The following is a 23,114-nucleotide window of genomic DNA, read 5'->3' as shown; positions in this document are numbered from 1 at the left end:
TCATCGATGAGTGACTCGTTCACCCCACCTAGAGTCTTGCTGGTTGAAGACGACTCCGTCTTTCGGATGCTCGTGAAGCGACTGGTGGGAGAAGATTTTGTCATTGAAGAGGCATCCAGTCTCGATGCCGCACGGCAGGCACTCAGTAGCAATCGATACGAGTGTGTGCTGCTTGATTTTCGTTTGCCGGATGGAACCGGCCTGCAACTGTTACCTGAAGCGATCTTGCTGGATCTTCCCGTGGTCATGATGACCGCCATGGGTCACGAACAACTGGCCGTCGATGCCATCAAGCAAGGCTGCCAGGACTACCTGATTAAAGACGATCTCACCCGGGCGTCGCTCTGCCGAAGTCTGGCCAACGCGATGCGACATATGCAAGCCGACCGCCAGACACTGCGTTGCCGAATCGCGCTGCAGAAGATTGTGACGGCTGCCGCGACGAAGTGCCGAGATACCTCCGCTGCGATCCGTCAGCGAAGCGCCATCGAAGCCGACACGCATGAGCCACTTTTGGATCAGCTCGAACATTTGATGGACGGACTGGTGGCTTATGCACGATTAACGTCGATCTCGTGGTCGCCGGAACCAATCTCGTTGACCGAGGTTGCCCGCGAAGCGATCCAAGATCAACAGCATCTTCAGCCGCAAGCTCCGATCGAGTTGATCAGTCATTCGACGCTGCTGCTGAAATCGGATCGAGAGGCCGTCAAAGCAATTTGCCGGGAACTGCTCGAACTAGCGGCTCTGGATGGTGCGAAGTCGGTGACACTTGAAACCTCGACCGATGCCGAAGAAGCCAAGATCGACGTCCGATTTGAGTCAAAGGCCGAAACCCTGAAGGCCATCTCAGGCCAGTTATCGCCTCAAGCTCAGCTCAATGGCGAAAGCGGCGGGAACATGAGCATCGAAGTCGTTCGTTTGCTGGTCGAACAACTAAACGGCCGTATCTGGTTGGAAGAGGCCCCGAATACGGCTCAAATTCGGATTAAGCTGCCCAGTGTAAGCCAGTTTTCTGGCGTCATTACAGGCTGATCTTGGCCTGCATCGCTCGCCTGAGCGACACTTCTTGCAGTATCACCAGGTCTCGATCCGCGAGATCTGGATTCGGAACACGAGTTGCATCCGTTTCCCACTGGGAACGATTGCAACTCGATGGGTCTGGCTCAAGGAGATTCTGCACGATGACGATTTCGCGAACAGCAAGCCTCGGTCTGGTCTTCGGGCTGGTTCTTTACTCCATTGCATATGCCGCGCCCAAGCCGTCGGAAGAGGCTTCCGACCTGGATGTGCTCGGAAGCCATCCGGCGATCAAGATGGTGCTGATGAATAAAGAAGCGATCGTGCTTGGTCAGCTTGCTCAGAAACAGGCCCATTCGGACACTGTTAAAAAATTTGCCCAGTCATCCGTCGCCGAGCACCGCGCGTTGGAAAAGAAGCTCGAGCCGCTGATCGACCCTCAGCATTGGCAAGCGATCAAGTCGATCGGCACATCAATTCACTACTCGCGGGGCGAGCCTGGCACGTGGCAAGAACGCGCCGACGCCGAAACGATTCGCGACAACAAATGGGTTCTCCAAGGAGATGGCAAACGGAAGCCGCCAACCGCTCCTTGGCGAACGGTTCCTCAAGCCGACCGTCCATCTGCCATGACCATCGAAAATGAAGTCGATGCGGTTCGTTACCAGTGCGATGCCGTGAAGAAGCACATCACGGCGGTAGTTCAGCAGCTGGAATCGGTCCAGAAAGACGAATTCGACCAGGCCTATCTTGAGCAGGTCATCCAGCTGCATGGTTGGATCATTGCCGAACTCGGTATGACGCACGAAGCGCCGTCGCCCGAGCTTCAGCAGCTAGTCCGGCAAACCAAGGCTGCGGCCGACCAGCACCTGGCGGCGGCACGTAAGCTGGAAGATCAGCTCGATGGCGAAACGCCGTAGTTAGTCCGGCTTCGCGGCTTCGTCCGCTTTTCCATAGAACACCATGTGTTGCCAAGGCAGACCATCGAACTGGCGGACGACCTCGAAGCCGTTCGATTCGTATTCCAGATTCATCTGCTTCTTGCTCATCTTATGGAGCAACTTGATCGGGACGTTCGGGTCTTCCAGACGAAACTCGAGCAAGGCGATCACGCCATCGGGTTTGAGCGCCTTTCGCATGTGCCGGAGCATTTCGACCGGATGCGAAAACTCGTGATAAACATCAACGCATAAGATCAGGTCGACTTTGCCTTCAGGAAGCTTGGGATTGTCGATGTCGCCCAGAACGAGTTCGATGTTGTCGATCCCTTGCTCTTCGGCCCGGGCCTTGAGCAAGCGGAGCATCTCTGGCTGAATATCGACGGCCAGGACTTTGCCTTCCTTGCCGACCATCTCCGCCATCTTCAGGCTATAGAACCCGTTGCCGCAGCCCATGTCGCACACGGTCATGCCCGGCTTGATGCCGAGGTTCTTGAGCATCTTCTCGCAGTCTTCTTCGCGTTGTCGGCTCTCGCGGATCAGCCACGGCGCCCCTGCGTAGTGCATCGTCTGGGCGATTTCGCGTCCTTTGTAGGTCGGATGACCGTTGACGTCGACGACACCCTTCTGAGCGAATGTCGTAAGTGGGAAGGCGAGCAGTAGTGAAAGCGTGAGGAAGATGTGACGCGACATGAGGCCAGTCGAACGGCCACGCATGTCACTGCTAGGCCGCTTCCGAAGAGTTAGCAAACTGGGCGAGGCGATCTTCGCTGACAGCAAGGATCGTTAAACGATGGGCTTTCGCAAATTCTAACACGGCAGGCTCGTCGAGGAGAATGGTTTTTTCCGCTTCCAGGACCAGGGTCGATGCCCCGGCAACCACCATCGTTTCCAGTGTGCCGACGCCGATCGTGGGGACATCGAACCGCATGTCTTGCTGCGGCTTGGAAACCTTTACCACGGTGAACCCACCTGCTTTGCACAACTCGCCAGCGCGACGAATGCACGCGTCGGTCCCTTCAATCGCTTCCAGGGCCAGCACGGCCTGGTTCTTCACGGCCACGCTTTGGCCAATATCGAGACGACCAAGTTCTTTGGCCATTTCCCAGCCGAACTCGATATCGCGAAACATTTTTCCGTTGGGACGCGAGCCTGCGATCATGCCAAAATTCACGAGCAACTCCGGAGCGAAATCGGTGGCGGGGAGGAAGGTAATCCCTTGGCGATCAAATCCGTTGACGATCGCCATCAGAAGGGTGTCGTCTTTGCGGTCGCCTGAGCCCCAGATTATTTGCGGGGCGAAGGTTTTCAAACAAAACCAATCAGGAAGGTGCTTCCAGACGGCGGCTCGATCAAACAAGTGTACCTTGTGGATCTTGCCGGCCATCGTGGCGTCGGCGACCTGGTGCTTCAGAAAGTGACGCTTCACTTTGCCAAGCTGGCCGAGGCCAACCCACGTTGTGGCATCGCAGATTTCTTCGAGAACCGGATCGGCATGGTCCTTGACTGCCGCGCAAATCACTTGACGCCCGCTGCGTCGGATCGCTTCCGCAACGACAATCGGCAGGTTTCCCCAACCCGCCAGCAAGCCTACAGGACTTTGGTCTGTCATGGTCATCGATCGAGTCGGTTACGAAGCTTTGCGGATGGCAGGAGCGGCGCTGGCGGCAGCTTCCTTTTCCAGTTGTTCGATACGCTTGGTCAGCGATTTGAGCGTCTTACGCATGTCTGGCAGGCGTTTGACTGCCATGTGCTCGGCGACAACTTCTTTGAACGGCCCAGCCGGAATGCCGATCGTTTGCTGGCCTTCAGGAATATCGGAACCAACGCCTGCCTTGGCACCAAGCTGAGCTCCGGTACCGATGTGGACGTGATCGCGAACACCGACCTGACCTGCCATCACGACATAGTCGCCAGTCGTGGTGCTGCCGGCGATTCCGACCTGCGAGCAAAGCAAGTTATGCTTTCCGATGCGGCAGTTGTGGCCGATCATCACCTGGTTGTCGATCTTGGTCCCTTCGCCGATCTGGGTCGATCCATACGTCCCGCGGTCGATGGTGGTACCGGCACCGATTTCGACGTCCGATTCCAGAATCACGTTGCCAAGTTGAGCGGAAAGAATGTGTCGGCCGGTCGACGAATCGTAGCCGAAGCCGTAAGCCCCCAGCACGGCGGCCGAATGAATGATGCAGCGATCGCCCACTTCGGTCCGATCGTAAAGGACCGCGCCTGGGAAGATGGTGACGTCTTCGCCGATGTGGCAACCTGCTTGAATGTGAACGCCGCTATGGATGACCGAGTTCTTGCCGATTACCACGCCATCGCTGATCACGCTGCCGGCACCAATGGTGGCGGTGGGATCGACGACAGCGGCCAGGGATACAATCGCGCTGCGGTGGATACCGCTCGCTTGCTTCTGTTCCCACGGCTGGAAGAAACGGATCACTTTGCCGAACGCTTCATGCACGTTGGCCACCAGAATTCCGTCGATGTTCAGTTTGTCCGAGATCTCTCGAACGAGCACAGCCGAGGCCTGGCAGTTCTCCATCAACAAGCCGACCTGGTCAGGCTTGTCCATCAGCGTGATTTCACCCGACACGGCATCGCGAATGATATTGGCGCCTGTGATTTTCAGTTTGGGATCGCCGAAGACTTTGCCGTCGACGAGCTCGGCCAATTGCGCCAGCGTCGTGCCCATGGTGGAATCCTTTCCAAAGCGGGTCTTGTAGGTACGGATCGCACTAATGTAACGCGTCTCCCCCCAGGCGACCAACATCAATTGCTCGTCCGGCCTCGACTTGATCAGGCCTGGGAGATTGCCTTGGCAAACTCCAACAGGGAAGCAAATTCCCCAGAAGGTCGGGCAGCGGAAGCCTCTTGCTTGCGGGAAAGGTACGCAGCTTGCCAGCCTTCCCGCTTCGGTGCTACCACGTCGTTTTCCAGGTCATCACCAATCAAAAACAATTGATCCACCGGGATGCCAACTTGCGACTGCACCGTTTGATAGAAAGCCGGTGCTGGCTTCACCCAGCCGACTTCGGAAGAGATGAAGAGCTGCAGATCGAACGAGCCGAGGTAACGCTCGACGATCGGACGAAGCCGGCTATCGAAGTTCGAGGCGATCCCAAGCTGAAAGCCAGCCGACTGAAGAATTGCCAGGGCAGGGGAGACGTCGTCGAATGGCTGCCAATTTTCCGGCTGTCCGAAGTGATTCCAAAGGCAATCGAACACTTCTTCGAAACGATCGGCCGGTGGCGAAAGGACATGCTGGACGATCGCTTGCCAACGAAGACGCTCGGTTGTTTCGTTCGTCCGCGCCGGTTCGGATTGGCCACGCTCGGTCTGAAAAGACTGAACGCTGTAGCGTCTGATCGCCTCACGGAATCGGTGGCGAATCGTCGTCTCGTCCAGATTAATGCCAGCAAGGCGTCCGGCCGCCTGATAAGCGGAGGCGACCGATGGCGAGGGAAAGATGATCGTGCCCACCGCGTCCAGAAGAATCATCTTCGGACGCGGTGTCGGATTATCAGAAGTGCTCAGTGGATTAGCCCCAAGGCAGCCAGGCACTAAAGCGGTTGATGTCGAGGAAGATCACCGTGAGCATCAACGTCAGGACCATGGCCAGACCGATGTAGGTCAGACGCATCATCCACTTCTCGTTCATGGCGCGACCACGGATGCCTTCATACAGCAGGAACATCATGTGACCACCGTCCAGGACCGGAATCGGCAGGAAGTTTACCACGGCCAGGTTGGCACTGATCAGCGTCAGGAAGGTCAGCAGACGTGGAATACCGTGCGACGATTCGACGGTTGCCACGGCCAGGATCGTTGCTGGGCCACCGAGGCCACTCAGACGCATCTCGCCTGAGAAGATCTTGCGGAGCACCATCACGACCTGCTGCATCCCTTCGCTCACTTCACGCACGCCCAGGAAGAGCGAATCGCTGACGCTCGAAGCGTATTGAATCTTCTCGACGCCTTGGAAGTGCAAGTAACGATTTTGGAGCATCTCGGTTTCCGAAGCGACCGTATTGATCGCCAGGTTGACCGCGTTTCCAGTCGACTTCTTCTTCACCGACAAGACAACCGAGGTGTCAGGATGGGCACGCTGGATGGTCGTCTGAACTGCCTGCCAGGCGATTTCGTCTTTCGTCAGGGGGACCTTCTTCGAGCCGATCTTCAGGCTGGCGTTGAATTCGTCGGCCGCGTCGCTGTTCCCCTCGAAGTCAACGATCAGAACTTCATCGCCTGCCACGAGGCCTGCTTTTTCAGCTTCGCTACCGGGCGTGACTTCTGCGATCACAGTTCCCAGGTTGAAGGAAACGCCCAGCGTTTCGCAGCCAATCTCGTAGCCTGGGTAATAGCCCATCGAGAAGCCTTGAGGAACGGCCGTCTGCATCGATTTGGTCACTTCCTTGCCTTCGCGAAGGACGACCACTTCGACCGTTTGACCAGCCCACTTGGTCTCTCGGCTTGGCAGAGTAAAGCCGTTGCCCACTGGTTCGCCATTGATCGAAACCAGCTTGTCGCCAACGAGCAGGCCTGACTTTTCAGCCGGCGAGCCTTCGCGTATGGCCAGGATCGGACTCATTTCCATGACCAAACCAGAGTCACGGTAAGGAACCGTTGGCAGCTTGACGGCAACGTCTTCTTCCTTGGCGTCTTCCCCTTCACCCTTACGAGTCAGCTTCAGGTTGAGGTCTTCGTAAGGATGATTGGCGACATACTTCTGGTAGGTAAGGAAGCTCTCGATCTTTTCGTCATTGATTTGAATCAGCATGTCGCCCGAATGCAGGCTGTCTGCGATTTCTTTGCCATAGGCCATTTCTAACTGCGTCGGAGCGACCAGCATCTCGGTGTTGCGCATCGGTGCCACACCGATGGTCGGACGGTCCGATTCTTCCGAGACCTCTTCTGGCGTGATATCGAGAACGCGTTTCTCGCCATCGGGCGATTCAACGACGAACGGCATCGGGCTACCCGTTCCGTTCGAGATGATGCGAACCATCATGTCTTTGTCGAAACGCACATGCGGACGAATGGTTCCATCGGCGCTAAACCCAACGATCGAATCGCCAGGGACGATGCCAGCCTTCCACGCAGGCGAACCTGGTTGAACCCAACCAATCTCGGCAGGTGTGTACGAAACGCCCATGTTGAAGGCGATCGCCGCGAAGATCACACCAAAGATCAGGTTGAAGATCACGCCGGCCGAAATGATGGCCATACGCTGCGGAACGCTCTTGGCGGTATAGCTGCGAGGATTGACGACCTTCTGCGTGTTGCCTTCTGCGTCGGTCGTTTCGATCATTGTGCTGGCCTGCTCTTCTTCCGAGTTGCCAGGATTGTCGTCCTGCCCCAGCATCTTCACGTAGCCACCCAGCGGAATCGTACCGATCCCGTATTCGGTCTCGCCCCACTGCTTTTTCCACAGGGCCGAAATCGTCCAGGGGCCAATGGTGATCGGTACGTCGAAGCCGACATAGAACTTGTCGCAACGAACACCACAGGCCTTCGCTACCAGAAAATGTCCCAATTCGTGGACGAAGATGACGATCCCGAGGCCAATGATGCCCAGCAGGAACGATCCGGCGCCACCTAGGTATTGGAACAGGCCTGATCCTTGGCTTGCCGCAAACAGCAAGTGATCCACTTGATAGACTCCTCTCGGGCCCAAGCATCTAGCTCGAGCAACCGCGTTAATTCAGGGTTTGATTCAAACGGGTGTTCGTCCAGCACGTGGCGACATACCCGGTAAATGTCAACAAAACGAATTTTACCCTCCAAAAACTGCGCTACGGCCACTTCGTTGGCCGCATTTAGCACAGCTCCGCAGGTCCCTCCACGTTGCGCTACCTCTTTGCCCAGTTTAAGGGCAGGAAATCGCTCGTAGTCTGGTGGCTCAAAAGAGAGGGAAATGGCTTGGGTCAGATCGAGCTGCCGCGCAGGACACTCCGTCCTCTTGGGATAGGTCATCGCCAGTTGGATTGGCATCCGCATATCGGGGGGGCTCATCTGAGCGACGAACGACCCATCAACGAACTCAACCAGCGAGTGAACGATCGATTGCGGGTGGACCACCACGTCTAACTGATCGACCGAAAGATCAAACAGCCATTTGGCTTCGATCAATTCCAGCGTCTTGTTCATCATCGTGGCGGAGTCGACGGTAATCTTGGGGCCCATCTTCCAGGTCGGATGGTCCAAGGCCTCGGCGGCGGTCACTTCGTCGAGTTGTTTCTGCGTGAACTTCCGGAAAGGGCCGCCCGAAGCGGTCAGCACCACCCGCTTCACGTCGACTTCGCGGCCTGCTTTCAGGGCCTGAAAGATCGCGCTGTGTTCGCTGTCGACGGGCAAGATCTCTGCCCCAGACTCGGCGGCCAGCTTGGTGGCCAGATGCCCTGCCACCACCAATGTTTCTTTGTTGGCCAAGGCGACCCGTTTGCCCGCCTCGATTGCGGCGAAGGTGCCTTCCAGACCAGCCCGGCCGACGATCGCGGAAACAACGATGTCTGTCTCAGGGTGGGAGGCGACTTCCTGCAGTCCGGCAGTTCCGGTCAGCAGGGTCGTTCCTTCAGGCAAAGTGGACCAATCAAACGCCTCGGCCGCGGCTTCGTCGCTGGCAACGATAAACCGTGGCTGATGTTCGATGGCCGCCTTCAGCAAGTCATCGAGCCGACCATGTGCCGAGAGTGCGAATGGAAAGAACTCCCCCTTGCTAGCACGAATAACATCGAGCGTGCTGCATCCGATACTGCCTGTGGCTCCCAGGACGACGACATTGCGGCAGGTTTTCGAGAGGGACGAGCTGACCATGGACCGTTTCTAAGCAGGAAGGGCTTTACCGACTTGCGATTGTTCCAGAATTCGCCCAATCGCGAAAGATTACTGTGGAAAAGGGTTTGGTTAGGGTGTCTGGGAGGGATGCGTAGACATTCGCCAGGGTCGTCGAAGCTTTTCGGCCTTCTTGCTATAACATCAGAGCAGCCCTGTTAGCGTGCTCTTTCGTTCTCTTCGATTCCTGCAAATCAGCGACACGTCACGGCATGATTGTCACCATCGATGGCCCGGCCGGGGCTGGAAAAAGCAGTATCTCTCGCCGCCTGGCAGACCAACTGGGGTTCGCCTTTCTCGATACCGGGGCGATGTACCGAGCCATTGCCCTCAAGGGGCTTCAAGCAGGTATCAACTGGGATGATGCCGAGCAGTTGGTGACGTATGCCCGTCAGGCAACGATTGATCTTTCTGGGGCGAAAGTATTTCTGAACGGCGAGGATGTCTCGCACGAAATTCGATCGCAACGGGTCACGCAGCATACCCGGTACGCCGCAAACAATGTCGGTGTCCGCGAAGAACTGGTTCGGCTTCAGCGAGAGTTCGCGGCTGGAAAGGACGTTGTCACCGAAGGACGCGATCAGGGAACGGTGGTCTTTCCGAATGCCGAGTGCAAGATCTTTCTGACCGCGACGCCAGAAGAACGAGCCCGTCGTCGCGTCACTGATCTGGCGGCACGGGGCGAAACCGTGTCGTTTGAGGAAATCTTGCAGCAGCAGACTCGTCGCGATGAAGAAGATAGCCAGCGTGACGTGGGACCGCTCAAGAAAGCGGATGACGCCCAGGAACTGCTGACCGACAAGATGACCGAGGACGAAGTACTGCACGCACTGATTCAGATCGTGAAGGGGTGCCAAGGTGCGTGAGAAGAAGAAGGTACGAACCCGAAGTTGGCTGCAGCGGCTGGTTTATCGATGGTTACGCGTAACGGCCCGTTTAGTGGCGATTTCGCTCTACCGCGTGCGTGTCTTCGGTCGCGAGAACTGGCCCAGCGATGGTGGCGCCTTGGTATGTGCGAATCACCAGGGATTTTTCGACCCCGTCTTGGTTGGGCTATGTTGCGAGCGGCAACTGAGCTTTCTAGCCAAGCAGTCGCTCTTCCGGTTTCCGCTGAAGACATTTATCAAAAAACTCAATGCGATTCCGGTGAATCGAGCCGGGACCGGTTTGGATGGTCTGAAAGAAACGCTTAAACGCCTTCGGGAAGACGATTTCGTCCTGATCTTCCCGGAAGGTACCCGCAGCCAGGATGGCCAAATCGGCAGGTTACGGCCAGGCTTCATTGCGGTGGCCCGGCACGGACGGGTGCCGATCGTGCCGATTGTGTTCGATGGCTCGTTTCAGGCCTGGCCCAAGTGGCAACTGCTCCCCACGGCAGGCGTGGTGCATGTGAAGATCGGGACGCCGATCACACCGGCAGAAATTGCGTCGTTATCGGATGACGAGTTGCTGGAGCGACTTCAGACCGAAATGCACACGATGTTTGCGGAAGTGCAAGCATCGCGGAGCTTCGCGTTGAATCGCATCCCGGCGGATGAACAGAAGGCGCAGCTTGCCTAAACCGAACCTTCTTTCCGCAAAATTGCCGAAACAGGAGGTCTCACCCCACGTTCTGTGGTTGATGGTGATTTGGCGATTTGATAGTTTTACGGGTTCTCAATGAATCTAGCGTTATGAAGGGGATAGTGTAGTCTCCTGCGTCGATTCGCTGGTCCTGGCATTTTTGCACTCGAAACCATCGCCCTGGTCTGCGGACTGGCCGCCGTAATATATCTCTGTTTGCGGCCGACACGAAAATTACCCGGCGACTTCGAGCCCCCTCTTGGTTCAAACTTTAAAGCATGGTCAACCGTAATCTCATTCGCAATCTCGAAAGTGACGACACACTCTTAGCAGAAATCGACAGCTTGGCGTCCGGCACTGAGGACACCTGGCTCGACACGATCGAGTTGGAAGAATCGATCGAAATTAACAAGATTGTCGAGGGTCGAATTCTTCGTATGGACGAAGAATTTGTGCTGATCGACATCGGCGGCAAGAGCGAAGGCAGCGTTCCCCGCGACGAATGGGATGAGGACGAAGATCCGCCGGAAGTTGGCGCCACGGTTCGCGTGCTGGTTGAAGACGTCGAAGACGAATTCGGTCGCACTGACGATCCGCACGGTATGGTCGCCCTTTCAAAGCGTAAGGCTCGTAAGATCGACGACTGGGAACGGACGATGGAATCCATCGCCGAAGGTCAGGTCGTCAAGGGGGAAGTCACCCGCAAGATCAAGGGTGGTTTGCTCGTCGACATCGGCGTCAACGTGTTCCTGCCGGCCAGCCAGGTCGATATTCGCCGTCCACACGACATCGCCGACTACATCGGCAAGATGGTCGAGTGTGAAGTGCTCAAGATCGATGCCGAACGTCGCAACATCGTTGTCAGCCGTCGTTCGCTCATCGAACGTAAGCGTAAGAGCGATCGCGAATCGTTGCTCAAGGAACTGGAAGTCGGTCAAACCCGCAAGGGCGTGGTCAAGAACATCGCCGACTTCGGTGCGTTCGTCGACCTGGGCGGCATCGACGGTCTGTTGCACATCACCGACATGAGCTGGGGCCGTATCGGTCACCCAACCGAAATGGTGAACATCGACGACGAAATCGAAGTTCAGATCCTGAACATCGACCACGAACGCGAAAAGATCGCCTTGGGTCTGAAGCAACTGACCCCAAGCCCATGGGACGGTGTCGAAACCAAGTACCCAGTCGGCTCGAAGGTCAAGGGTTCGGTCGTCAACGTCATGTCCTACGGTGCCTTCGTCAAGCTGGAAGAAGGTATCGAAGGTCTGGTTCACATCTCGGAAATGTCGTGGACCAAGCGTATCAGCCACCCAAGCGAAATCGTCAACATCAACGACGAAATCGAAGTGGTCATCCTGGGCATCAACAAGGAGAAGCAAGAGATCTCCTTGGGTATGAAGCAGACCCAGTCGAATCCTTGGGAAAACATCAAGGACCGCTATCCAGTCGAATCGGTCGTCAAGGGCCGTGTTCGCAACCTCACCAACTACGGTGCGTTTGTCGAGCTGGAAGAAGGCATCGACGGCCTGCTGCACGTTTCGGACATGTCGTGGACCCGCAAGATCGGTCATCCAAGCGAAATGCTCGAGAAGGGCCAGGAAGTCCAGTGCAAGGTGCTCAGCATCGACGAAGAACGTCGTCGTATCGCTCTGGGCCTGAAGCAGCTCGAATCGGATCCATGGGCGACCACCATTCCTGAAAAGTACCAGCCGAACCAGTTGGTTAAGGGTAAGGTCACCAAGATCACCAACTTCGGCGTGTTTGTCGGTCTGGAAGACGGCCTCGAAGGTCTGCTCCACATCAGCGAACTGTCGGACGACAAGGTCGAAAACCCAGAGAACGTCGTCAAGGTTGGCGAAGAGATCGAAGTCAAGATCCTGCGAGTCGACACCGACGATCGCAAGATCGGTCTGTCGCGTAAGCGTGTTCAGTGGGCGGAAGACGAAGCTCCAGAAGCTTCGGAAGAAAGCCGTGGCGGCAGCAGCCAGCCATCCGAACTCAAGGGTGGTCTGGGCAGCAGCGGCCCGCTGTTCAACATGCCAAGCGAAGGCGAAGAGAGCTAGTCTTCGCTGGTACGCATCACGAAATGAAGAAGGCCCTGATCACACGATCAGGGCCTTTTTTTGTTGGTATAGGTGACGAGTGGCATTCTAGTAGCGTCGGATCTCTTTGACATAGTGGCGGGCCGTGTCGGCGACGTCCTCGCTTCGATCTTCCGCAAGGTTGCGAATCTCGGGCAGGTAAGGCTTCGCCAGCTTTCCCCAATCGTGGAAGCTGATAATCGCGAGGCGACGGACGTTGGCCCGTCGATCGTTCAGCTTCTCGGCCAATGAAGGCAAGATCCGTTCGCTTTGCTTTTTGCCAAGCCGCTTGTCTCCCAGGCAGCAGACCGCATGCTGGCGAATCCATGCCTGGGCAGAATCAAGACCGCGCAGTGCTTCATCGATATCGCTGACCTGAATCGGGCGCCCACCGGCCCTCTCTTTCTCCATTTGCTTTTGGCACCACTTGTCGGATAAGACCTGCTCCGCCAGTCGATAGTCGAGCGGGATCTTTCGAGCAAAAGCCAGGTCGTCGTTGTAAAGCGAAAGAATGCCTTCCACGGCAATCTTTCTGGTCTTCACCTTGCGGGTCAGGCAAAACAAAAAGTCATGGTCTCCGAGCATGGCCAACGCGGTCGTGTCGTGGAAGCAGGTTTCTTTCCCCGTGGAGGCCCGTCGGCGAAGCAATGCGATCGCCTGGGGATCGTCTAGCCCCATCTCGCCAATCAGGTCGGCCGCTGCCCAGTCCTGATCTTTGTCGTTCTGCAAAACATCCAGCAGAAGCGGCAAGGCGTCGTGCCCGAGTTGAATGATCTGTTGGCGATGCTCCCACAGGTCTTTCCGGTAGAGAGCCAATTTCTGGTCGACTGGGCTGCCGGAAAGTTGCTCTTCGTTGTCAATCATTTCCTGAATGTTAGGAAAGAGCCTGCGAAACCGCGCCGGTGAGACGCATTTCCGCAGAGTCTCGACTTCGTTTTCTTCCGTGAAAACGAAAGCACCGAAGTCCTGGGTAACCTGCGGATGCTTTTTAAACGCTTTGCTAATTGACTTGGCGACGCGAATGAAAGAGTCGACATATCGCTGGTACGCCTTTGCCCAGTCATCGTCGTCGAGTTGGGCGGCTTCCTTCTGGAGAGCACGATGCGCCTTGCGCAATTCCGGCGAAGCATATTTGATGTTCGTCCATTTCCAATCGGCAGAACTCCAGCGGCTGTCGGTTTCCTCCCCCAGCAATTCGACGGTATTGGCCGCGAGCCAGGGCAGGGCGATCATGCCGCCACGCTCGCCATAGAATTCATGAAACACGACGGCGTAGAACGTTCCCTTTGTACCGCCGATCCTCTTATCGAGGGCAGCCAGGACGCCCTCGTAGCAAAGTTGTTCCCACGCTTTCCAGTCCACGATCGCCATCACCTGTCCTCGATTGGTGCCCAGATCTCTTGCTGCTGACGGTCGGTTTTAGCGGGACGAGACATCAATTGCCAGCATGGCCATGCTTCATCCGATTGCCAGATGCGTCTCTAAATCAGCAAGTAAGAAGTGGATGGCAACACGGGCCATGGTCAGCGGCATACCTGCAACGGGAGAGGAGACCTTGGATCGGTGAAAGAGGGAAACCGGGCTGCATAATCCCTACAGCCATTACAGCCGCCGACAGATTCTCTAAATATCCCAGACGTGCGGCTACTTCGATTGCATTCAGCACAACCGGAACATTCTGTGTATTGGTGCCGGTTTCGCCATGTGGCAAAGAAAGTGATAGCACATGGACGATAGCAGTGGTGTGACAGCGTGAAAATATTTCCCCCGCCACAAGTTCGAAAGCATAGAAGCGATATGGCCACCAAGACTAAACGGAGTGAAACGGAATTCGACGATTTCGAATCCGTGCAGAGTCCGCTCGAAACTTATTTGCGCGAAATCAACGAGACGGCGCTTCTTTCTGCGAAGGAAGAACGCGAGCTCGCAACCGCAATTGGCGAAGGGGACGTAGCCGCTCGAGATCGTATGGTTCGCGCCAACTTGCGTTTGGTCGTGAACATCGCTCGCGGTTACACCGGCAAAGGTCTGGGCCTGCAGGATCTCATTGAAGAAGGCAACCTGGGACTCTTGCGTGCGGTCGAGGGTTTTGACCCGGCAATGGGAACTCGGTTCAGCACCTATGCCAGTTACTGGATCAAGCAGTCGATCAAACGAGCCCTGATCAACTGTGCCAAGACGATCCGCATCCCGGCCTACATGGTCGAACTTCTGTCGAAGTGGCGACGGGCCACCAATCGTCTGACCGAAGAGCTTGGCCGTACGCCAACGCCGGAAGAGATTGCCCGCGTCCTGGGTCTGCAGAAGAAGAAGCTGCCGATCATTAAGAAGGCGATACGCATCTATAACAGCACCCCGCAAACCGATCAGGCCGACAATGGCTGGTCGCTTGGCGAAATGGTGACCGACGAACGTCTGAAGAATCCTGAAGAGGAACTGGTCGAACATGACGACCTGAAGCACGTTCGCGAAATGCTGAAGACGATGGATGGCCGCGAGTCGACCGTCTTGAAGATGCGATTTGGTCTGCACGGCGAAGAGCCGCACACGCTGAAAGAAATCGGCGAGAAGCTCGGCCTGACCCGCGAACGTGTCCGTCAGATCGAAACCGAAGCACTGAATCGTTTGGCCGAAGGATTGCAAGATCCTCGCGAACGAATGCTGGAAGGCCCGATTCGTCGACGTACCCGCAAATAAGCTTCTGCTAGATTCGCTGAATCACAAGGTCTTCCGATGTGGCGTCGGAAGGCCTTTTTTGTTTCTTGTCGCGGGGTGTCTCCCCGCCGTTGGTGTCTCGGCCCCATTCTTTCCGCAGCCTGAAAAACCACGTATATTCAGCACCTGGAGCTATCCATGTTTCAGGTGCTTTTTAATGGCTGGAGTGAGCAGCATGTCGGAAATTGACCTCAAGGCGTACATTCGCGATATCCCGGATTTCCCCAAGCCAGGAATTCTGTTCCGCGACATCACGCCCCTTCTCGCCAACCCGCATGCCTTCAACGAGGCCATCGAGCAGATGGCTGCCCACTACGAAGGAAAGCAGATAGATGCGATCGTCGCGGCGGAAGCTCGCGGTTTCATCTTTGCGGCTCCGCTGGCTTTGAAATTGAACTGCGGTTTCGTCCCGGTTCGTAAGCCTGGCAAGCTGCCGTTCGATACGCACTCTTTCCACTACGAGCTGGAATACGGCAGCGATACGCTCGAGATCCATATCGATGGCGTGCGTCCAGGTCAGAACGTGCTGATGGTCGATGACCTGCTCGCGACCGGGGGCACGATGAAGGCCTGTTGCAACCTGGTCGAAAAGATTGGAGCGACCGTCGCTGGTTGCTGTTTCCTGATCGAGCTGAAGGCCCTGGAAGGCGCTGAACGGATTGCTCCGTTTGAATCGTTCAGCTTGATCGAATACTAATCGAACGCGAATCGTACCTATTTCGCTAGTCGAATCCCGGTGAACTGCCACCGGGCTTCCGGCGGAAAGAAGTTGCGATAGGTGTTGCGAATGTGACTTTGCGACGTGGCACACGATCCACCTCGCAGCACGTACTGGTTGCACATGAACTTGCCGTTGTACTCGCCAATGGCACCTTCCGCCGGTTGATAACCAGGATACGCAACGTACGGACTGGCGGTCCATTCCCAGGCGTCTCCCATCATCTGACGCAGTCCGACATCGCTGTCGGCGGCGATCGGATGGAACTTCTGCATCTCGACGAAGTTCCCCTCTCCCGAAACACTTTGACTCGCCGTTTCCCACTCGAACTCTGTCGGCAGACGAACCCCTTTCCAGCGAGCGAACGCGTCGGCCTCGAAGTAACTGATGTGCGTCACTGGCGCATGGGGATCAAGTGGCACAAGTCCGTGTAGCGTGAATTCGTGCCAGGCATCCTCTCGGTGCACCCAATACAACGGCGAATTCCACCGATCGTTCTGAACCTGGTTCCAGCCCATCGAGAGCCATAGCTCGGGTCGCTCGTAGCCGTTGTCCTCGACGAATTCTCGATACTCGCCGTTGGTAACCAGTCGGCCTGCGATCTCGAACGATTGGATCAACGCTTCGTGACGCGGAAGTTCGTTGTCGTAAGCAAAGCGATCGGTCGCGTGGCCCACTTCGACAATTCGGCCGTCAAAGCCATGCCACGACTGCGGACGATTAGTGGAGTCTTGTTTTTGGCATGGATCGCACGGCTGATACACCGGATAAAGCGGATTCTGTGCGAACGCATGCTTCAGGTCGGTCAGCATCAACTCTTGATGTTGTTGCTCGTGATGCAAACCAAGTTCGACCAGCGACGCGATCTGAGCGGCATCACTGCGTTGAGCCTCGAGCAGGAGCTTTTCAATGCGATCGTCCACCTGGCGGCGATAGTCGATGATCTCGGCAACGGTCGGCCGTGTCAGCAATCCACGCTGAGGCCGCGGAAACTGCTCGCCGATTCCGTTGTAGTACGAGTTGAAAAGGTACTCGTACATCGGATGGACCGGATCGAAGTTCCTGGCGAATCGCTTCAGGATGAAGGTCTCGAAGAACCAGGTCGTGTGCGCCAGATGCCAACGAATGGGGCTGGCATCGGGCATCGACTGAACTACGTAATCTTCAATTTCCAGGGGCTCGCACAAGACATGCGTGAAGCCACGGACCGCTTCGTACTGAGGCAACAAGAACGCGGCGGTCGGTTGTCGATCAAGGGGAGTGGTGGACATGAGCCATTTCCGAAAAGAGCTGCAGGGAAGGGAACCGCTTACAGGACGACCAGGTGTAAGACGGCGAAGTAGCGGTTCGCGTCGGTCCATGAACGGCGTAGCGTCCAGCCCACCTCGCTCGCCATTTTGGCGAAGCCGTCGATGCTGTACTTGTGCGAGTTCTCGGTATGGATCAATTCACCAGCCTTCAGGCGTACCGATTCATCGCCCAGGTGAATCGCTTGATCGATGCGACTTCGCAGGTGCATTTCGACGCGTGACTTCGCTGGGTTGTAAAAAGCATGGTGGTCGAAGGCATTCAGGTCGATCTTAGCGTCTAGCTCGTTCCGCATCCGGCGAAGGAGGTTCAAATTGAATTCTGCGGTGACTCCGTCCGAGTCGTTATACGCCTTCTCGAGAACTTCCGGATCTTTCTTTAAATCGATACCAATCAACAGCCCACCTTGTTGGCCACAGAGCTGCGCAATATTGCTCAGCAGCTTCTGGGCTTCGGCAGGCTGAAAGTTGCCGATGGTCGAGCCAGGGAAATAGACCGCCTGATGGCTCGCAGGCCGATCGGACGAAGGCAACGAAAAGGGGCGGGTAAAGTCGGCACACACCGGTAACACTTCCAGGTCGGTATACTCCGAGCGAATCCGATCGGCTGAACTGTGCAGATGTTCGCGCGAGATGTCGACCGGAACATAGGCCGCCGGATCAAGTAAATGGTCCAGCAAGAATCGCGTCTTCAGACTGCTGCCGCTGCCGAATTCGATGAGCATCACATCGCGACCGAGACATTCTCCCATCTCGTCTGCGTGATGTTGCATGATCGACGTTTCAGTCCGGGTTACGTAGTAGTCGTCGGTCTCGCAAATCGCATCGAACAAACGCGAGCCTCGTTGGTCGTAGAAGTACTTGCAGGGAAGTTGCTTGGGCTGGTTTCTAAGCCCGGATAATGCATCTTCCAAAAATGTATCGCGGGCAGAGCTTCGGTTAAGGGTCGTCGAGTGGTGACGGCCCGAATCGGAACGAGGCAGAATCATGGTTCTATCCAGGACGGGGAGATGTTGTTGCAGCGATGTCACCCAGTAACGCAATCATCGCGCCGGAAACCCGCAAGTCATTGTTGCGGGGCATTTTCAGAAGTCGGTGGCGTGGCTTACCAAACGAGCGGCCGAAGTGCGTTCCGATTGGCAGTTCGACTGCCAACTCAAAGTGCCGCTAAGAGAGCGTTCGGATAAATTTCCAGTTATTCCATCGGAATATAAAGAACGCCATTCGGCCGGGGAGAATCTCGCCCACCCAAGCGAAGCGCAATCCCATCGCTGGGGAAATGGCAAGTGAGCCGGGAGTAAAAGCTGGCAAATTTGTAGAACCCGGGACGGACTGTGCAATTTCTGCACACTCGATCGGTCAATTTGGCATCACTCCGAATCGTTACCTGCCACGTCAAACGTGTGAGCTTTTTTTGTCCAATCTATGCAAGAACTTCGCAATCTCGGCGGGTTCCCTTACCGCCGGTCTATGGGCTGGCTTCCCCTCGTTGCAAGGCCCAAATGTCTTGCATTCAATCTCCCAAATGTGTTAGCCAAATCCAAATCATTATTTGGCACGGCTCGTGCATTTACGGCGTAGTGTTGCGCCACAGGCGCTAGCAACACCAACACCACAGGCTCGCTTCATGGCTGTCGATCTTTGTTTCAACAACCACCACCGTCCGTCTCTGCGGTCGCGTCGAACCTATCGGCGTTGGCTGCTGGGAGCGATGCTTTTCGGCGCCGCGATCTGCGGTTCGCCACAATATTTAGGTGCGGCAGAACTCGACGAATCGAAAAAGCGTTCGTCGGTCGATGCAGCCATGGCTGCTGATCCCATCTTTGCCGCGATGGACGCGAAAGCGAAAGAGCACTCGCAGCGCGAGTACGAATCTTCGCACGAGCTTCCCGAGGACCTTAAAGAGCTCAACTACGATACCTATCGTTTGATCGCCTTCGAGCACGTACGCTCGATCTGGAAGAAGGAATCCCTGCCGTTCTGGCTTGAGTTCTTTCATCGCGGTTATATCTTCCGCGACGAAGTCCAGGTTTCGCTGCTACCCGACGGCGCCACTTCCGGTGACCAGGCCAGCCGATTGGATTTCGACAAAACGATGTTCCAATACCGGGGCGAACTGGCCGGACTCGATCCTCCGAAAGACCTTGGCTATGCCGGGGTGAAGGTGATCGGCAAGTTTCCCGACTCAAAGAACTACCTCGAAATCGCCTCGTTCCTCGGAGCGAGTTACTTCCGTGCGATCTCGCCAGGACAGTTCTACGGATCGAGTGTTCGCGGCCTGGCAGTCGACATTGGACTCGCCAAGGCGGAAGAATTTCCAATATTTCGTGAATTCTGGATCGAGACTCCGAAGCCAGATTCGCGTGATTTAAAGGTGTGGGCGTTGCTGGACAGCCCGAGCGTTGCCGGGGCCTACGCCCTGGTGATTCATCCAAACGACACGATGACCATCGACGTGAAGGCTCGACTTTACTTCCGCCGTGTGCCAGAGAAGGTTGGGATTGCTCCATTGACCAGTATGTTCATGTGGGGACCCGGTAAGCCTGGCCCCGAGAACGACCCACGACCGCGCGTCCACGACGCCGATAGTTTGCTGATCCAACATGGCGAAAACGATTGGATTCGACGTTCGTTGAACCGCTTGGATTTTCCGTCCCTTAGTAATTATGATGCGAAAGAGCTTCACGGCTTTGGATTGATGCAGGCCGAACGCTTGCCCAGCCGATACAAGGATGACGAGGCCAAGTATCATTTGCGACCCAGCGTGTGGATCACGCCGAAGACGCCTTGGCAGGATGGTGCCGTCCAGTTGTTAGAGCTGCCTTCCGAGCATGAAGGGATCGATAACATCGGCGCTTACTGGATGCCTAAACAACCAGTGAAGGTCGGTGAGCCGATCGATCTGGAGTATGAAATTGCCTTTCTCAGCCAGTCACCCAAGCAGCATTCGCTTGCCAAAGTGACTGATTTCCGAGTCGATCGCTCGGACAAATCCTCCCTCCGTCTCACCGTCGTCTTTCAAGGCGACGCCATTTCCAAATTCTCTACGGAACGCCAGTTGCATTCGCATATCGATGTGCAACGTGGCAAAGCGGAAAACATCGTCGTCCGGCGAACCGCTTTAAACACCGTGGAAGTGACGTGCAACCTGGTCCCGGACACACCGTACGCTATGGAGATGGAGGTTCACCTCGTTGACGAGGAGGAGCTCTTCTCAGAATCGTGGAGATATCTATGTCCCATTTAAGTTCAACCACCGATGTCGGAGCTGTCTTCGGACATTCCTTCGATACCGATCTGGGGTCGGTATTTCCCCACGTACCTGCATTGGTCGAGATACCGGAATCGGATGTTCGGTCTGCCAAGATGGTGGTTGCTGAATACCTGCGCGATCTCGGTTTGACCGATCCAGAATTCATCGCCGCCGAAAGCAAGCGAATCGTCAGCGACGCCCTCGAGCAGATCGCGACCGATCCGAAAGCCAACGGCAAGCGGCTCCGCAAACTGGCGGTACGTTTGACCGTCAAAAAGCTGGCCAAGTGGGTGCATGCCATTGAAGTCGAAAACGACGCCAGCGATTCGCCTATTCCGACCGGCGTCATCGGCGCGCACTTGCCTGAACTACTAAATCAACATCCGGAAGGCCTCCTGGGCGACACCTTGCCAGAACCACTGGTCGCCAATGCCAAGACCAAGCGAAAGCAGGTCGTGCCACACTCCAAGCCGAAAGAAATGACCAAGCAGGAGCTGCCACTTCTGCCTCGTTGGGGAAAGCAGTTGGCGGAAAAGCTCGGCTGGCAACAAGCCAAACGAGATCAACGCGACCAGGCACCCGCTTCTCAGCAGACCGATTGCTCGGTGTTGAACTGCTTCAACGTGACGCGTGGTTTGCTCGCCTTCCTGACGGTGCTGACGACAGGTGCCGCAGCGGCAGCCTACTGGGAAACCGTCAGCGCGACCGGGTTCTTCCAGTATCCCCTGGTGGCGCTGTTCGTGTTGCTGTTCTTCTGGATCGCGTTCAGCTTCTGGACCGCCTCGATGGGGTTGGCTTCGATCCTGTTCTCGAAGAAACAGAAGAACACGCTTAGCCCTGGCGACGAAGGCTATCTCGCCGGACTGCCACGCAGCGCCATCCTGATGCCAATCTATAACGAAGACACTTCCAGCGTGATGGCCAACCTGAAAGCGGTTGCCCTTTCGCTGAAATCGATTGCAGCCGCCGAGAAGTTTGACCTGTTTGTTTTGTCCGACACGACCAACCCAGACATCTGGCTGGAAGAAGAACGTGCCTGGGCCAAGCTGGTGATCGACCTCGGCGATAGTTGCAATGTTTACTACCGTCACCGCCCCAAGAATGTCAGCCGCAAGGCAGGTAACATCGCCGACTTCTGTCAGCGTTGGGGTGACCACTATCCTTACATGATCGTCCTCGACGCCGACAGCGTGATGGACGGGGCGACGCTGGTCGAAATGGTTCGCCGCATGGAAAACGATCCGAAGATCGGTATCCTGCAGGTGCCACCAACCCCAGTCAATCGTCAGTCGTTCTTTGCCCGGACTCAGCAGTTCGCTGCCCAGGTCTACGGTCGCGTCTTCCTCGAAGGGTTCGCCCTTTGGTCGGAATGCGACGGCAACTACTGGGGACACAACGCCATCATCCGCATTAAGCCATTCATGGAACACTGCGATTTGCCAGTGCTGCCAGGTAATGGTCCACTGGGTGGTGAAATCCTCAGCCACGACTTTGTCGAAGCCGCTTTGATGCGTCGCGCTGGCTGGAAGATTTGCCTCGCTCACGATCTGCAAGGCAGCTACGAAGAATGTCCAACCACTATGCTCGACTACGCCCAGCGTGACCAACGTTGGTGCCAGGGTAATATGCAGCACATGGGCTTGCTGTTGGCGGACGGTTTTCACCCAGCCAGCCGCCTGCACCTGAGCATGGGGGTGATGAGCTATCTTTCGTCGCCACTGTGGCTGGTGTTCCTGTCGCTATCGCTGATCGCAGCCATTATCAGCGGTGGTTCCGAAGGCAATGCCATCCTGGGTGGGCTGGCCGGTGGCTTGTTCGCCGCAACGATGGGCATGCTGCTGTTGCCGAAAGCATTCGGTCTGATCGCTCTTTATCTGCGACCAGCTCCGCACGATACCCCCGAAGTTCGCGAGAAGGCCTGGATGAGCGTCCTGCTCGAAACCGCCATCGCGATCCTGATCGCTCCGATCATGATGCTGCTGCACAGCCAGTTTGTGTTGGCAACGCTTCGCGGCAAGAAGGTGAAGTGGAACGCTCAGCAGCGTGACGACACCGGCGTGAGCCTGGGCGATGCGATCATGATGCATTGGGGGCATACCCTTATTGGCTTGGTCGTCACGACAGGATTGTTCATGACCGCTCCGGCGTTTCTGTTCTGGCTGTCTCCGGTTTTGGTTGGCCTGCTCTTCTCGGTGCCGATCTCGATGGTTCTGGGGAGCCTCGAAATTGGTCGCAACTTGAAGAAGAATGGTCTGCTGATGATCGGTGAAGAAGTCCACAGCCCAGAAGTGCTGACCGCTCAGAAGACTGCCTTGGCTCAAGCCTTCCGTGAAAAGCAAGGTGCGTCGAGGACCGATCCATTCCAGTTGGTTTTGGAAGATCCGGCTTACCTGGTGCTGCACTTGGGGATCCTTCGCACGGCCGATCGCGAGATTCCTGTCTTCCGCGATCAGTTGATGGAAATTCAAGCGATCGTGAAGAAGGACGGGCTGCAGGCCTTACCTCCACAGGTTCGCTTCCAGGTTCAGAACAATCGGTACGCTATGGAGCAACTGCACATTCAGTTGCGTTCGCAGCGTCAGCCGAAGTCGGCTCTGGCTTATCGCTAAGCCGACCGAGAGAAGTCAACCATCTCAGGTGTTATGCCCACGTTCTGCGTGGGCATACATCTTTTCTTGGTGG

The 23,114-nt window shown here is 56.2% G+C and carries 18 protein-coding genes; 9 read left to right on the top strand and 9 right to left on the bottom strand.

All coding sequences use genetic code 11. The features are described 5' to 3' along the window. Positions 1 to 6 precede the first annotated feature (6 nt). Together AB1L30_RS02410 and AB1L30_RS02405 are read left to right on the top strand one after the other, a co-directional pair. A complete protein-coding gene (locus AB1L30_RS02410) occupies positions 7 to 1,035 on the top strand; it encodes a response regulator (protein ID WP_367011746.1) in 1,029 nt (342 codons plus the stop codon). A gap of 149 nt (positions 1,036 to 1,184) precedes the next feature. Continuing rightward, on the top strand, positions 1,185 to 1,940 hold the full coding sequence (locus tag AB1L30_RS02405; RefSeq protein WP_367011745.1) for a DUF4142 domain-containing protein: 756 nt from the start codon (positions 1,185 to 1,187) through the stop codon (positions 1,938 to 1,940). On the opposite strand, the gene AB1L30_RS02400 is transcribed toward AB1L30_RS02405, so the two are convergent. Genes AB1L30_RS02400 through dxr form a run of 6 tightly spaced genes read right to left on the bottom strand, consistent with a single transcriptional unit; the run spans position 1,941 to position 8,777 of the window. Next, positions 1,941 to 2,651 (bottom strand): class I SAM-dependent methyltransferase, encoded by a 711-nt coding sequence (locus AB1L30_RS02400; RefSeq protein ID WP_367011744.1) that lies wholly within the window; start codon positions 2,649 to 2,651, stop codon positions 1,941 to 1,943. 31 nt (positions 2,652 to 2,682) lie between these two features. Continuing rightward, positions 2,683 to 3,570, bottom strand: a complete 888-nt coding sequence (lpxI, locus tag AB1L30_RS02395; protein WP_367011743.1) for a UDP-2,3-diacylglucosamine diphosphatase LpxI — start codon at positions 3,568 to 3,570, stop codon at positions 2,683 to 2,685. A gap of 18 nt (positions 3,571 to 3,588) precedes the next feature. Then, the gene (lpxD, locus tag AB1L30_RS02390) at positions 3,589 to 4,734 is read right to left on the bottom strand and encodes a UDP-3-O-(3-hydroxymyristoyl)glucosamine N-acyltransferase (RefSeq protein ID WP_367011742.1); all 1,146 of its coding nucleotides are present in this window, start codon (positions 4,732 to 4,734) and stop codon (positions 3,589 to 3,591) included. Between the two features lie 26 nt (positions 4,735 to 4,760). Then, on the bottom strand, positions 4,761 to 5,462 hold the full coding sequence (locus tag AB1L30_RS02385) for an HAD-IA family hydrolase (RefSeq protein WP_367011741.1): 702 nt from the start codon (positions 5,460 to 5,462) through the stop codon (positions 4,761 to 4,763). A gap of 40 nt (positions 5,463 to 5,502) precedes the next feature. After that, positions 5,503 to 7,614: a site-2 protease family protein gene (locus tag AB1L30_RS02380; protein WP_367011739.1), complete on the bottom strand. Its 2,112-nt coding sequence runs from the start codon at positions 7,612 to 7,614 to the stop codon at positions 5,503 to 5,505. Further along, positions 7,560 to 8,777 carry a 1-deoxy-D-xylulose-5-phosphate reductoisomerase gene (gene dxr, locus AB1L30_RS02375; RefSeq protein ID WP_367011738.1) on the bottom strand — a complete coding sequence of 406 codons (1,218 nt, stop codon included), beginning with the start codon at positions 8,775 to 8,777 and terminating at the stop codon, positions 7,560 to 7,562. The genes AB1L30_RS02380 and dxr overlap by 55 nt, the downstream gene beginning before the upstream one ends. A 230-nt stretch (positions 8,778 to 9,007) precedes the next feature. Between dxr and cmk the strand changes: the two genes are divergently transcribed. The 3 genes from cmk to AB1L30_RS02360 all read left to right on the top strand — a co-directional run bounded on the left by cmk (position 9,008) and on the right by AB1L30_RS02360 (position 12,421). Beyond that, positions 9,008 to 9,661 (top strand): (d)CMP kinase, encoded by a 654-nt coding sequence (gene cmk, locus AB1L30_RS02370; protein ID WP_367011737.1) that lies wholly within the window; start codon positions 9,008 to 9,010, stop codon positions 9,659 to 9,661. After that, on the top strand, positions 9,654 to 10,355 hold the full coding sequence (locus tag AB1L30_RS02365; RefSeq protein ID WP_367011736.1) for a lysophospholipid acyltransferase family protein: 702 nt from the start codon (positions 9,654 to 9,656) through the stop codon (positions 10,353 to 10,355). Before cmk ends, AB1L30_RS02365 begins: the two co-directional genes overlap by 8 nt. A gap of 281 nt (positions 10,356 to 10,636) precedes the next feature. Beyond that, positions 10,637 to 12,421 (top strand): 30S ribosomal protein S1, encoded by a 1,785-nt coding sequence (locus tag AB1L30_RS02360; protein WP_367011735.1) that lies wholly within the window; start codon positions 10,637 to 10,639, stop codon positions 12,419 to 12,421. 87 nt (positions 12,422 to 12,508) lie between these two features. Here the strand turns inward: AB1L30_RS02360 and AB1L30_RS02355 are convergent, their stop codons facing one another. Then, a complete protein-coding gene (locus tag AB1L30_RS02355) occupies positions 12,509 to 13,810 on the bottom strand; it encodes a hypothetical protein (RefSeq protein ID WP_367011734.1) in 1,302 nt (433 codons plus the stop codon). A 426-nt stretch (positions 13,811 to 14,236) separates the two neighbouring features. Between AB1L30_RS02355 and AB1L30_RS02350 the strand changes: the two genes are divergently transcribed. Together AB1L30_RS02350 and AB1L30_RS02345 are read left to right on the top strand one after the other, a co-directional pair. Continuing rightward, on the top strand, positions 14,237 to 15,136 hold the full coding sequence (locus AB1L30_RS02350) for an RNA polymerase sigma factor RpoD/SigA (protein WP_367011733.1): 900 nt from the start codon (positions 14,237 to 14,239) through the stop codon (positions 15,134 to 15,136). 193 nt (positions 15,137 to 15,329) lie between these two features. Further along, entirely contained in the window at positions 15,330 to 15,851 is a 522-nt protein-coding gene (locus AB1L30_RS02345) for an adenine phosphoribosyltransferase (RefSeq protein ID WP_345084070.1), read from the top strand. 17 nt (positions 15,852 to 15,868) lie between these two features. Here AB1L30_RS02345 and egtB read toward each other — a convergent pair whose 3' ends face one another. Together egtB and egtD are read right to left on the bottom strand one after the other, a co-directional pair. Next, the gene (egtB, locus tag AB1L30_RS02340) at positions 15,869 to 17,143 is read right to left on the bottom strand and encodes an ergothioneine biosynthesis protein EgtB (protein ID WP_367011731.1); all 1,275 of its coding nucleotides are present in this window, start codon (positions 17,141 to 17,143) and stop codon (positions 15,869 to 15,871) included. Positions 17,144 to 17,181: 38 nt separating this feature from the next. Then, complete coding sequence (gene egtD, locus AB1L30_RS02335) at positions 17,182 to 18,168, bottom strand: L-histidine N(alpha)-methyltransferase (protein WP_367011730.1); 987 nt, start codon at positions 18,166 to 18,168, stop codon at positions 17,182 to 17,184. 638 nt (positions 18,169 to 18,806) lie between these two features. On the opposite strand from egtD, the gene AB1L30_RS02330 reads away from it, so the two are divergent. Together AB1L30_RS02330 and mdoH are read left to right on the top strand one after the other, a co-directional pair. Further along, on the top strand, positions 18,807 to 20,426 hold the full coding sequence (locus AB1L30_RS02330; protein WP_367011729.1) for a glucan biosynthesis protein: 1,620 nt from the start codon (positions 18,807 to 18,809) through the stop codon (positions 20,424 to 20,426). Continuing rightward, a complete protein-coding gene (mdoH, locus tag AB1L30_RS02325; RefSeq protein WP_367011728.1) occupies positions 20,414 to 23,041 on the top strand; it encodes a glucans biosynthesis glucosyltransferase MdoH in 2,628 nt (875 codons plus the stop codon). Before AB1L30_RS02330 ends, mdoH begins: the two co-directional genes overlap by 13 nt. The last annotated feature ends 73 nt before the right edge of the window (positions 23,042 to 23,114 follow it).

The organism is Bremerella sp. JC817, from assembly GCF_040718835.1.
Classification (GTDB): Bacteria; Planctomycetota; Planctomycetia; order Pirellulales; family Pirellulaceae; genus Bremerella.
The sequence above is the reverse complement of the archived record's forward strand: the minus strand, read 5'-3'. Positions and strand labels throughout refer to the sequence as shown.

Bases quoted from the DNA above. Each gene is read 5' to 3' on its own strand.
- lpxD (WP_367011742.1), bottom strand. From the start codon at position 4,734: ATGTTGGTCGCCTGGGGGGAGACGCGTTACATTAGTGCGATCCGTACC.
- AB1L30_RS02350 (WP_367011733.1), top strand. From the start codon at position 14,237: ATGGCCACCAAGACTAAACGGAGTGAAACGGAATTCGACGATTTCGAA.
- AB1L30_RS02360 (WP_367011735.1), top strand. From the start codon at position 10,637: ATGGTCAACCGTAATCTCATTCGCAATCTCGAAAGTGACGACACACTC.
- cmk (WP_367011737.1), top strand. From the start codon at position 9,008: ATGATTGTCACCATCGATGGCCCGGCCGGGGCTGGAAAAAGCAGTATC.
- AB1L30_RS02400 (WP_367011744.1), bottom strand. From the start codon at position 2,651: ATGTCGCGTCACATCTTCCTCACGCTTTCACTACTGCTCGCCTTCCCA.
- AB1L30_RS02410 (WP_367011746.1), top strand. From the start codon at position 7: ATGAGTGACTCGTTCACCCCACCTAGAGTCTTGCTGGTTGAAGACGAC.
- AB1L30_RS02355 (WP_367011734.1), bottom strand. From the start codon at position 13,810: ATGGCGATCGTGGACTGGAAAGCGTGGGAACAACTTTGCTACGAGGGC.
- egtB (WP_367011731.1), bottom strand. From the start codon at position 17,143: ATGTCCACCACTCCCCTTGATCGACAACCGACCGCCGCGTTCTTGTTG.
- egtD (WP_367011730.1), bottom strand. From the start codon at position 18,168: ATGATTCTGCCTCGTTCCGATTCGGGCCGTCACCACTCGACGACCCTT.
- lpxI (WP_367011743.1), bottom strand. From the start codon at position 3,570: ATGACAGACCAAAGTCCTGTAGGCTTGCTGGCGGGTTGGGGAAACCTG.
- AB1L30_RS02330 (WP_367011729.1), top strand. From the start codon at position 18,807: ATGGCTGTCGATCTTTGTTTCAACAACCACCACCGTCCGTCTCTGCGG.
- AB1L30_RS02385 (WP_367011741.1), bottom strand. From the start codon at position 5,462: ATGATTCTTCTGGACGCGGTGGGCACGATCATCTTTCCCTCGCCATCG.
- mdoH (WP_367011728.1), top strand. From the start codon at position 20,414: ATGTCCCATTTAAGTTCAACCACCGATGTCGGAGCTGTCTTCGGACAT.
- AB1L30_RS02405 (WP_367011745.1), top strand. From the start codon at position 1,185: ATGACGATTTCGCGAACAGCAAGCCTCGGTCTGGTCTTCGGGCTGGTT.
- AB1L30_RS02345 (WP_345084070.1), top strand. From the start codon at position 15,330: ATGTCGGAAATTGACCTCAAGGCGTACATTCGCGATATCCCGGATTTC.
- dxr (WP_367011738.1), bottom strand. From the start codon at position 8,777: ATGGTCAGCTCGTCCCTCTCGAAAACCTGCCGCAATGTCGTCGTCCTG.